Raw genomic sequence first — 12720 nt, 5'->3', positions numbered from 1 at the left:
TTCGAAAGAGCGCGGAGAGCCGAATCAGGGCGCCTGGAGTGCGGCCGGGGCGGGGTCGGGGGACTCGGCCCGGCGGCCGGGGCGGGGCGGAGCGGGGAGCGGCGGGCCGGTCATTCGGCGACCCAGGGCTTGTCGTCGAGCAGGGCGAAGAGCTCGTCGTCGGTGGCTTCGTCGAGTACGACCTTGTTGTCCGCGTCTTGCCCGCTGCCTTCGCCGACGCCCGCGGACCATGTGGCGAGCAGTTGCTGGAGCCGGTCGCCGATCGCGGCGCGCACGTCGTCGTCAGCGGCCGGTGCGGTCTCGGCGAGGACCGTCCGCAGTTTGTCCAACTCGCCCATGAGGAAGGTGGTGTCCCCGTCGTCGGCGGGGGCGAGTTCCGCGCCGAGGTGGTCGCGCAGGGACAGGATGGTGGGGTGGTCGAAGATGAGGGTGGCGGGCAGTTGCAGCCCGGTCACGCCGTTCAGTCGGTTACGCAGGTCCACGGCCGTGAGCGAGTCGAAGCCCAGCTCCTTGAACGCCCGCGACGCGTCCACCGCCCCGGCCGAGGCATGCCCCAGCACGCCGGCGACCTCCGCCAGCACCGCGTCCAGCAGCACTCGGTCCCGCTCGACCGAGCCCAGCCCACGCAGCCGCTCGGCGAGGCCACCACCATCGGCGGCGCCACCCGACGCAGCGGCGCCCCAACGCCGCCCCGTCGACGGCACCAAGTCCCGCAGCACGGAAGGCACCAGGCCCCCCGAGAGCGCCGTGGCGCGCAGCGCGACGGGGACGGCGTTCGGTTCGTTGACGACGAGCGCGGCGTCCATCAGTGCCAACGCCTCACGCGCGGCCAACGGCGGCAGTCCCCCACGCCGCAACCGCGCCACATCAGCCTGCGGCAATCGCCCGCCCATACCGGCCTCCCACATGCCCCAGGCCAGCGATACCGCAGGCAGTCCCTGGGCGCGGCGGGTGGTGGCGAGGGCGTCGAGGATGTTGTTCGCGGCGGAGTAGGCGGCCTGCCCGGCATTGCCCACGACACCCGCGAAGGAGGAGAAGAGAACGAAGGCCGACAGGTCACGATCGGCCGTCAACTCATGCAGATGCAGGGCCGATTCGACCTTCGCGGCCATGACACCGGCCAGCCGCTCAGGCGTCAGATCGGCGACAAGACCGTCGTCCAGTACGCCCGCCGCATGCACCACAGCGGACAACTCGACGCCGTCCAGTACGGCAGCCAGTGCGGCGCGGTCGGAGACGTCACACGCCCGCACCTCCACCCGGGCACCCAACTCCGCCAATTCATTGCGGAGTTCGTTCGCACCGGTGGCGTCCAGCCCGCTCCTGGAGACGAGCAGCAGGTCTCGCACGCCGTGCTCGGTGACCAGGTGCCGCGCGACCTCCGCGCCCAGCCCACCGGTCCCGCCGGTGATCAGCACCGTGCCCTCGCCGCCCCACGGCGACGGCACGCGCAGCACGACCTTCCCGACGTGCTTGGCCTGACCCAGCAGACGCAACGCCTCCGGCGCCCGGCACAGGTCGTACGAAGTCATCGTCACCGGCCGCAGCGCGCCCCGCTCGAACAGATCGAGCAGCGCCGCCCACATCCCGGCGATCTGTTCCGGACCCGCGTCGAACGTGTCGAACGCCCGGTAGGTGACGCCCTGGTGCGTGGCCGCCACCTGTTCCGGGTCGCGTACGTCCGCCTTGCCCATCTCGATGAAGCGGCCACCGGACCGCACCAGCCGCAGCGAGGCGTCCACGAATTCACCGGCGAGCGCGTCCAGCACCACATCGACGCCCGACTTGAAGCGCTGCTCGAACTCGGTCGTCCGGGAGGAGGCGATCCGATCGTCATCGATTCCGAGGTCCCGCAGGACCGGCCACTTCGGCTCGCTCGCCGTTGCGTACACCTCGGCCCCCAGGTGGCGGGCCAGCTGTACGGCGGCCATGCCGACACCGCCCGCTGCGGCGTGGATCAGCACGGACTCGCCCTGCTTGAGCCCGGCGAGGTCCACCAGGGCGTAGTAGGCGGTCAGGAACACGATCGGCACGGACGCCGCCTGCTCGAAGGACCACCCCTCCGGCACCCGCGTCAGCAGTCGGGCGTCCGAGACGGCCAGCGGGCCGAACGCCCCGTCGAGAAGACCCATCACCCGGTCACCGACCGCGAGGCCGGTCACCTCCGGGCCAAGTTCGACGACGACACCGGCACCTTCGTGCCCGAGCCGTCCGGCGTCCCCGGGGTAGGTGCCCAGCACGTTCAGCACGTCACGGAAATTCACACCCGCGGCCCGCACGGCGACTCGCACCTCGCCGGGGCCGAGGACACGCGGCTCCTCGGTGATCGGTGCGACGCCGTCGAGGCGGCCCTGCCCGGCCACCTCCATGCGCCAGGTCCTGCCCGGGGTCGCGGCCGGCGGCACGAGGACGCCGCCCGAAGCCATCCGAGCCAGGCGCGGTACCCACGCTTCGCCCTCGCGGAGGGCGAGTTGGGGTTCCTCCAGGGGGGTGAGGCGTTCGGCGAGGGCGCGGTACGAGGCCGCGGTGCCGTCGACGTCGGCGAGGGCGAGGCGGCCGGGGTGTTCACTGATCGCCGACCGGACCAGGCCCCAGGCACCGGCGCCGGACAGGTCCAGGGCGTCGGTGCCGGAAGCGTGGTGCAGGGCGACCGCGCCGGTGGTCAGTGCCACCAGGGGCGTGTCGGCCCATCGCTCGTGTGCGAGCCAGGTCCGCATGGCACCCAGGAGATCAGCAACCGGACTTAGGACTTCACCAGAGTTGGGAGCGACCACCAGTCCGACGACCGCCGGTGGGGCCTGGCCCGCCTCCATGGCGGCGATGAGGTCGTCCAGGTCGGCGTAGTGCTCGGTCGGCACGCCGGACGCGCGCCACGCGGCCGTGTCCCCGTCGCCGACCACGGCCCAGTGGCCGGTGTGCGCGGTCTCGGCCCAGTGACTGGTGCGCGCGGTCTCGGGTCGGTCGGTGGCGGGCGCCGGCACCCAGTCGAGGCGGAACAGGCCGTCCGGGCCGGTGGCCGCGCGGGTCAGGTCGGCCACCGAGACGGGCCGCAGCACCAGCGAGTCGACCACGGCGACGGGGACGCCGGCCGCGTCGGCGACATACAGCGCGTACGAGTCGGATCCGCGCGGGGTGAGCCTGGCCCGGACGACGTCGGCGCCGACGGTGTGGAACGCGGCACCGGACCAGAGGAACGGCAGCAGCGCCCCCTGCCCGTCCCCCGCGCGCAACGCGAGGGCGTGCAGCACGCTGTCGAGGAGCGCCGGGTGCAGCCCGAAGGCCGTGGCCTCGCCCGTGACGGGCTCAGGAAGGGCGGCTTCGACGAGCAGGTCGTCGCCGGAGGTCCACACACGGGCCAGGCCGCGGAAGGTGGGGCCGTAGGAGAGGCCCGACTGGTGAAGTCGCTCGTAGAGGCCGGCGAGGTCGAGTTCACGGGCCCCGGCGGGCGGCCAGGCGCGCAGCTCGGGTGTGGCCGGAGGCGTGGTTGCCGCGTCGTCCAGAAGGCCGGTGGCGTGCGCGGTCCAGGGCTGGTCGGGGGCGGCGTCGTCGGGCCGGGCGTAGATGCGGAGGGTCCTCGTATCCACGTCATGCGCCGCCGGGGGCTCCACGGTGATCTGGACGGTGACGCCTCCGGCCGGCGGCAGGACGAGGGGCGCCTGGAGGGTGAGTTCGGCCAGGCGCCCGCAACCGGCACGGTCACCGGCCTGGAGGGCGAGCTCGACGAACGCCGTGCCCGGTACGACGACGTCGCCGGCCACGGCATGGTCGGCGAGCCAGGGATGCGTACGGACGGACAGGTGGGACGTGAGCAGCAGCGTGTCGGACCCGGCGACGGTGACGGCCGCGCCGAGCAGCGGATGTTCCGCGGAGGCGAGGCCCAGGCCGCGTGCGTCGGCGGCGGCGCGGGACGGCTCCAGCCAGTAGCGCTGCCGCTGGAAGGCGTACGTCGGCAGCGCCACCCGGCGCGCGCCGCTGCCCTCGAACAGGGCCGCCCAGTCGACGCGCGTCCCCCGGACGAAGAGCTCGGCGAGTCCCGTGAGCAGCGTCTCGGCCTCCGGGCGCCCCTTGCGCAGCACGGAGAAGGACGGCGCGGTCGCCGGGTCCACGAGCCCGCTCAGCACCGGATCGGGGCCGATCTCCAGCAGCCGTCCGGCGCCCAGCGATCCTGTGGCGGTGGCCAGAGCGTCGTGGAAGAGGACGGTGCGACGCACCTGCTGGACCCAGTAGGAAGGGGTCGTCCAGTCGGCCTCGCCGACGGCCTCACCCGTGACCGATGAGGCCGCCGCGAGCACGGGGCGACGGTAGGTGATCTGCTCGGCGACGGTGGTGAACTCGTCGAGCATCGGCTCCATGAGCGGGGAGTGGAAGGCGTGCGAGACACGAAGGCGGGTGACCCGGCGCCCGCGTTCACGAACCGCAGCCATGACCCGCTCGACACCCTCCTCGCTCCCCGAGACCACTACGGCGGTAGGTCCATTGACGGCGGCGATCGTCACGTCGGAAGCGAGCAACTCGGCGACCTCCGCCTCATCGGCCTCGACCGCTGCCATCGCACCACCCTCGGGCAGCGCCTGCATGAGGCGGGCGCGAGCCGCCACCAGCCGCACGGCATCCGGCAGTTCGAAGACACCCGCCGTATACGCGGCCGCGTACTCGCCGATGGAATGCCCCAGCACCACATCCGGCGCCACACCCCACGACCGCAGCAGCTCGACGCACGCCACCTGGACCGCGAACAACACCGCCTGCGCGTAACCCGTGCGATCGAGAAGACCCTCATCCGCGAACAGCACCTCATGCAACGGCAGCGGGAAACCGTCCACACCCGACAGCTCGGCCTCCAGCAGCGCCACCGTCGCATCAAAGGCACGAGCGAACTCCGGGTAGGCGGCATGCAGTTCACGCCCCATACCGAGCCGCTGACTGCCCTGACCGGTGAACATCCACGCCGTACGGCCCTCACTGACCACCCCGCTCACCACGAGCCCCGACCCCAGCACGTCACCATCACGGCCAAGCAGCACCGCCCGGTGCTCCAGCGCGGCCCGGGTCGTGGCCAGCGACAACCCGACGTCCGCAGAACTGCTGTCATGGGCGTGCGCTGCCAGCCGTGCCGTAGCAGCACGCAGGGCGTCGGCCGTGCGAGCCGACACGACCCACGGCGTCACCGGAAGTTCGGACGCGGCGCCCGGCTTGCGCGGCGAAGAAGCCGCCGGGGCTTCTTCGAGGATGACGTGGGCGTTGGTCCCGCTGATACCGAAGGACGAGACGCCTGCCCGACGCGGACGCTCGCCGCGCGGCCAGGCCCGCTCCTCCGTCAGCAGCTCCACCGCACCCGCCGACCAGTCCACATGGGACGACGGCTCATCGACATGCAACGTCCGCGGCAGCACCTGCTCCCGCAGCGCCATCACCATCTTCACCACACTCGCGACACCGGCAGCCGCCTGCGCATGCCCGATGTTCGACTTGATGGAGCCGAGCCACAGTGGTTCGTCGTCGGTGCGGGCCCGACCATAAGTGGCAAGCAGCGCCTGAGCCTCGATCGGGTCACCGAGCCGGGTGCCCGTGCCGTGCGCCTCGACGGCGTCGACCTCGGAGGCGTCCACCCCCGCGGCGGCCAATGCCTGCCGGATCACCCGCTGCTGCGAGGGTCCGTTCGGCGCGGTCAGCCCGTTCGACGCACCGTCCTGATTGACCGCCGAGCCCCGCACCACCGCCAGCACCGGATGGTTGTTCCGCCGGGCATCCGACAACCGCTCCAGGACCAGAACACCGCCGCCCTCGGCCCAGCCCGTCCCATCAGCCCCATCGGCGAACGACTTGCACCGACCGTCACCCGCCAACCCGCCCTGCCGGGCAAACTCCAGGAAGATCGTCGGCGTCGCCATGACGGTCGCGCCGCCGGCCAACGCGAGATCGCACTCACCCGACCGCAACGCCTGGCAGGCCAGATGCAGGGCAACCAGAGCCGACGAGCAGGCGGTGTCCACGGACATCGCCGGGCCCTCCAGCCCCAGGGCGTAAGCCAGGCGACCGGACGCGACGCTGGGTGTGCTGCCGGTCAGCAGATACCCCTCGGTGTTGCCCTGCGGATCGTCGACCGTGCCGCTGCCGTAGCCGTTGGCGGAGACGCCGGCGTAGACGCCGGTCGCGGTGCCCCGCAGCGACGACGGATCGATCCCCGCGTCCTCCAACGCCTCCCACGCCGTCTCCAACAGCAACCGCTGCTGCGGATCCATCGCCAACGCCTCACGCGGCGAGATCCCGAACAACTCCGCGTCGAAGAACGCCGCACCATCGAGGAAACCACCGACCGCGGCCAGGCCCTCCAACAGGGCCGGGTCCCAGCCACGATCCGTCGGCAGCGACGACAGCCCGTCCCTGGCCTCCGCAACCAGATCCCACAACCCCCCAGCAGAATCCGCCCCACCCGGGAAACGGCAGCCCATGCCCACGATCGCCACCGGCTCATCGACAGCCGTCGCCGCATGACCACGCGCTTGCGAGGGGGTCTGTGCGGTGATCTCGCCGAGGACCTGTTCGAGGAGGTAGTCGGTCAGTGAGTTGGGGTTCGGGTGGTCGAAGACGAGGGTGGCGGGGAGGGTGACGCCGGTCGCGGAACCGAGTCGGTTGCGCAGGTCGACCGCGGTCAGGGAGTCGAACCCGAGGTCCTTGAAACTGCGGGTCTCGTCCACGGACGCAGCCGACGCATGACCGAGCGCCACGGCAACCTGCGCCTGGACCAACTCCAGTACAGCCCTGCGCTGTTCAGCAGGCACCAACCCGCCGAGTCGACGTGCCAGCTCACCACCGGCCGCGGTAGCAGCTCCGACAGCACGACGACGTGCCCGGAGCGGCACCAGTTCGTGCAGGACGGCTGGCAGAGCACCGTGGCCGACCTCGCCGAGCGCCGACGTACGCAGGGCTACGGGGACGGCGACCGGTTCGTTCACGAGCAGCGCGGCATCGAGGAGGGCGAGCCCCTCACTCGTCTCCAGCGCCGGGAAGCCCTGGCGCGCCATACGCTCCAGCTCGGCCTCACCAAGAGTGCCGCCCATACCATCGGCGTTCGCCCACATGCCCCACGCCAGCGAAACAGCAGGCAGACCCTGGGCCCTGCGGACCAGGGCCAGGGCATCCAGCACATTGTTCGCCGCCGAATACGCCGCCTGACCGGCGTTACCGACGACTCCGGCGAACGACGAGAACAGCACGAACGCCGACAGCTCACGATCAGCCGTCAACTCATGCAAATACAGGGCCGATTCGGCCTTCACGGCCACCACACGACCCACACGCTCGGCCGACAGATCACCGATCAGCCCGTCATCGAGCACACCCGCCGCATGCACCACACCCGACAGGTCAACCCCATCCAGGACCGCGGCCAGCGACTCACGATCGGCCACATCACAAGCCCGCATCCCGACTCGAGCACCCAACTGTTCGAGCTCGGCCACGAGTTCACCAGCGCCCGGAGCCGCCGCACCGCGCCGCGACACCAGCAGCAGATCACGTACACCGTGCACAGCGACCAGATGCCGGGCGACCTCCGCACCCAGCCCACCCGTCCCGCCGGTGATCAGCACCGTGCCCTCGCCACCCCACGGCGACGGCACCCGCAGCACAACCTTCCCCACATGCTTGGCCTGCCCCAGCAGACGCAACGCCTCCGGCGCCCGACCCACGTCGAAAGTCGTCACCGGGTTCGGCCGCAGCGCACTCCGCTCGAAGAGCTCCAGCAGCGCGGCCCACATCTCGGCGATCCGGTCGGGACCCGCGTCGATGAGATCGAAGGCGGTGTAGTCGATGCCGTGCTCGGCCCGCACCTCGTCGGCGTCGCGGATGTCGGTCTTGCCCATCTCCACGAACCGGCCACCGGGCCGCACCAACCGAAGCGACGCGTCCACGAACTCACCGGCAAGCGAGTCAAGGACCACATCCACACCCGGCCGGAACCGCTCCTCGAACTCCGTGGTCCGCGACGAGGCGATCCGCTCCTCCGCAACCCCGAGCTCACGCACCACGGACCACTTCGGCTCACTCGCCGTCCCGTACACCTCGCCACCCAGGTGCCGGGCCAACTGCACCGCAGCCATCCCCACACCACCGGCGGCCGAATGCACCAGCACCGACTCGCCGGCCTGCAACCCGGCCAGGTCCACCAAGGCGTAGTAGGCGGTCAGGAACACGATCGGGACGGACGCCGCCTGCTCGAACGACCACCCCTCCGGCACCCGCGCCAACAGCCGCGCATCGGTGACAGCGGTCGGAGCGAACGCCCCGTCCAGCAACCCCATCACGCGATCCCCGACCGCAAGGCCGGTCACCTCCGGGCCCACCTCCACCACGACACCGGCACCCTCGTGCCCCAGCCGCCCCGCATCACCCGGATACATGCCGAGGACATTCAGGACGTCACGGAAGTTCACGCCCGCCGCCCGCACCGCGACCCGCACCTCACCGCTTCGCAGCGCACGCGGCTCCTCCGGCACCAGCGCCACACCATCCAGCCGCCCCTGAGCGACCACGTCCATCCGCCAGCCGGCACCCACGCCCACCGGCGGTATGAGCACATCCCCGCCGGCGAGGCGGGCCAAGCGCGGTACCCGGGCACTCCCCCGGCGGATCAGCACCTCGCTCACCGTCTCCGGCACTGCCGCGAGCGTCTCCCAGGAGGTGGGGTCGAGGTCGAGGTCGGCGAGGGCGATACGGCCCGGGTGCTCGGTCATGGCCGTGCGGACCAGGCCGCGTACGGCGGCCGCCGACGGGTCGGTGAGGGGCCCCTCGTCGTCGGCCGGCCCCAAGAGCACGATCAGCAGGCGGGAGTCGGCGAGGCGCGGCTCCCCCAGCCAGTCCTGGATGGGGCCGAGTGTCTCGGTGACGGTCTCCCGGAGGGGGCGTGCTGGGGCCGTCGTGACCGGGAGAACAACGGTGTTCGGCGCCTGCGCGCCGGCGTCGAGTGCCGTACGCAGAGCCTCCAGGCCGGTGTACCGGGTGCCGTAACGGGCCGTGTCCCCGCCGAGGACGGCCCATTCGGTGCTCCGGGCGTCCCCGGTCCGGCCCAGCGGACGCCAGTCGACGCGGAACAGTGCATCCCGGACGAACGAGTCGCCGGTCTCCGACTCCGTCAGGGCGACCGGGCGCAGCAGGAGGCTGTCGATCGTGGCGACCGGCTCGCCGGTGGCGTCGGCGACGCGGAGTTCGACCGTGTCGTCGCCTCGCGGCGTCACGCGGACGCGGATCGTGGACGCGCCCACGGCGGACAGTTCCACGCCGGACCACAGGAACGGCAGTCGGGTGCCGTCGTGCTCCCACAGGCCCAGGACGTGCAGCACCGAGTCCAGCAGCGCCGGGTGCACGCCGTATCCCTCGCCGCCGTCGGTGGCCGCCTCGGGCAGCGTGGCCTGGACGAACCAGTCCTCACCTGAGCGCCATACGGCCTCCAGGCCGCGGAACGCCGGGCCGTAGGACAGGCCCGCCGACTCCAACCGCTCGTAGAGTCCTTTGAGTTCGACCTGCTCCGCGTCCTGCGGCGGCCACACACGCAGGTCCCATGGCTCTCCCGTCGGCCCGGTCTCGGCGATGGTGCCGGAGGCGTGGAGTGTCCAGGGCAGTTCGTCGGCCGTGTCGTGCGGGCGGGCGTGGATGCGCAGGGTTCGGTGTCCCGCGGCGTCCGGGGACTCCACGCCCACCTGGAGTTCGACCGGCCGGTCCGTCGGGAGGGCGAGAGGGGCGTGGAGGGTGAGGTCGGCGATGCGGTCGCAGCCGGCTCGTTCCCCCGCGGCCAGCGCCAGTTCCAGCAGCGCGGTGCCGGGGACGATCACCGTGCCGGCCACGACGTGGTCCGCCAGCCACGGCTGGTCGGCGACGGAAAGCCGTGCCGTCAGCAGCAGCGTGTCGGTGTCGGCGACGGACACGGCGGCACCCAGCAGCGGATGCCGGACGGGGCGTAGGCCGAGGCCCGCGGCGTCGGCGGTGGTGCGCGGTGCTTCGAGCCAGTAGCGGCGGCGCTGGAAGGCGTACGTCGGCAGGGGCACCTCGCGTGCGCCGGTGCCGGCGAAGACGGCCGCCCAGTCGACCGTCGTGCCGCGTACGAACAGCTCGGCCACGGCGGTGAGGGCCGTCTCCCGTTCGTCGCGGTCGCGGCGCAGCACAGATGCCGCCGGGGCCGTGTCCACCAGTGCGGAGAGGACGGGGTCGGGGCCGAGTTCGAGGAAGCGGGCGACGCCGAGTTCGTCCACGGCGGTGCGGGCGGCGGCGTGGAAGCGTACGGCCTCCCGCACCTGCCGTACCCAGTAGTCCGGCGTCGTCCAGTCGTCGCCGTCGAGCACGGCGCCGGTCAGGGTGCTCACCGCGTGGAGGGTGGGCCGGTGGTAGGTCACCTGGGCGGCGATGCCGGCGAACTCCGCCAGCATCGGTTCCATGAGCGGCGAGTGGAAGGCGTGCGAGACGTGCAGCGGCGTGGCCCGGCGGCCCTGTTGACGTGCCGCGTCCAGCAGCTGTCGTACGGCGTCGTCGTGCCCGGAGACGACGACCGAGGTGGCGCTGTTGACGGCGGCGATGACGACGCCGTCCGTGAGGAGCTCGGTTACCTCCGCCTCCGTGCCCTCGATCGCGGCCATCGCGCCGCCCTCGGGCAGGGCCCGCATAAGCCGTGCGCGGGCCGCCACCAGCCGTACCGCGTCGGGGAGTTCGAGCACTCCGGCCGCGTGGGCGGCGGCGAACTCGCCCACCGAGTGGCCCAGCACGACCTCGGGTTCGGTGCCCCAGGAGCACAGGAGTCGGATGAGGGCGACTTGCAGGGCGAAAAGGGCGGACTGGGCGTAGCCGGTGTCCTGGAGGGCCTTCTCGTCGTCACCGAAGAGGACGGAGCGCAGGGGCTGCTGCGAGAAGGCGAGTTCGGTGTCGAGGAGTGCGCAGACCTCGTCCAGTGCGGTGGCGAACTCGGGGTAGGTGGCGGCGAGTTCCCGTCCCATGCCGGGGCGCTGGCTGCCCTGCCCGGTGAACATCCAGGCGGTACGGCCCTCTGTCGCCGTGCCCTTGATCACGGGTGCGTCGAGCTGTGCGCGCAAGTCGGTGAGGTCGTGGCCGAGGACGACTGCTCGGTGGTCGAGGGCGGCACGCGTGGCAGCCAGGGAGAAGCCGGTGTCCAGGGGGCCGGAGTCGACCGAGCCGAGTCGTTCGATCTGGGCGTGCAGGGCGTCGGCCCCGCGTGCGGAGACGACCCAAGGGATCACGGGCAGTTCGACCGTCGGGGGCGGGACGACCGGTGCCTCAGCCTCCTCGACAGCGGACTCGTCGGGCTCCGGGGTGACTTCGGATGCCGTGGCGGCAGCGGCCGAGGCCTCCTCGATGACGACATGGGCGTTGGTGCCGCTGATGCCGAACGACGACACGCCCGCCCGACGCGGACGCCCGCCTCGCGGCCACGCCCGCTCCTCGGTCAGCAGCCGTACCGCACCCGACTCCCAGTCCACGTGGGAGGACGGCCGCTCGGCGTGGAGCGTGCGCGGGAGTCGCTCCGCGGCCAGCGCCATCACCATCTTCATCACACCGGCGACACCCGCGGCGGCCTGCGTGTGCCCGAGGTTGGACTTCACGGATCCCAGCCACACCGGCTCGGCGTCGCCGTCGCGGGCCTGACCGTAGGTCGCGAGGAGTGCCTGGGCTTCGATGGGGTCGCCGAGCCGGGTGCCGGTGCCGTGCGCCTCGACCGCGTCGACCTCGGCCGGTGACAGTCCGGCGTTGGCGAGGGCCTGGCGGATCACCCGCTGCTGGGACGGCCCGTTGGGCGCGGTGAGGCCGTTGGACGCGCCGTCCTGGTTGACGGCTGTCCCCCGTACCACCGCGAGCACCGGACGCCCCTGCCTGCGCGCCTCGCTCAGCCGCATCAGCACGAGCACACCGGCGCCCTCGGACCACCCCGTGCCGTCCGCCGACTCCGCGAACGCCTTGCACCGGCCGTCCGACGCCAGCCCGCCCTGCCGGGAGAACTCCACGAAGGTGGCCGGGGTGGCCATGACCGTCACACCGGCGGCGAGAGCCGTGTCGCACTCCCCCGACCTGAGGGACTGGCACGCCAGATGCATCGCCACCAGCGAAGACGAGCACGCCGTGTCGACGGTCACCGCCGGACCCTCGAAGCCGAAGACGTACGCCACCCGCCCGGAGAAGACGCTGCCCGCGTTGCCGTTGGCGAGCAGCCCCTCGACCTCGTCCGGTGTCGCCGGCAGGCGGGAGGCGTAGTCGTGGTACATCAGCCCCGCGAACACGCCCGTGCGCGAGCCACGCAGGGACAGCGGGTCGACGCCGGCCCGCTCCAGGGCCTCCCACGACGTCTCCAGCAGCAGCCGCTGCTGCGGGTCCATCGCGAGGGCCTCACGCGGCGAGATCCCGAACAACTCGGCGTCGAAATCGGCGCCGTCGTGCAGGAAGCCACCCTGCCGCGACGACGACCGGCCCGGGCCGTCCCCGAACAGTCCCGTCAGGTCCCAGCCGCGGTTCGCCGGGAAGTCCGACACACCCTCGCCGCCGGACGCCACCAGGTCCCACAAGGACTCCGGCGAGTCCACCCCGCCCGGGAACCGGCAGCCCATCCCCACGATCGCGATCGGCTCGTGGTCCCGGGCCTCGACCTCGCGCAGCCGCTGACGGGTCTGGCGAAGGTCGGTGGTCAGCCGCTTGAGATACGTCAGAGTCTTGTCGTCAGTGGGC

At 72.2% G+C, this 12720-nt stretch carries 1 pseudogene; it reads right to left on the bottom strand.

What is annotated here, in order from left to right:
- Positions 1–110 precede the first annotated feature (110 nt).
- Positions 111–12686, bottom strand: a pseudogene (locus PGH47_RS38110) (type I polyketide synthase); the annotation flags it as partial.
- Between the last annotated feature and the right edge of the window lie 34 nt (positions 12687–12720).

This window comes from Streptomyces sp. HUAS 31 (assembly GCF_028198125.1).
Classification (GTDB): Bacteria; Actinomycetota; Actinomycetes; order Streptomycetales; family Streptomycetaceae; genus Streptomyces; species Streptomyces chartreusis.
The sequence above is the reverse complement of the archived record's forward strand: the minus strand, read 5'-3'. Positions and strand labels throughout refer to the sequence as shown.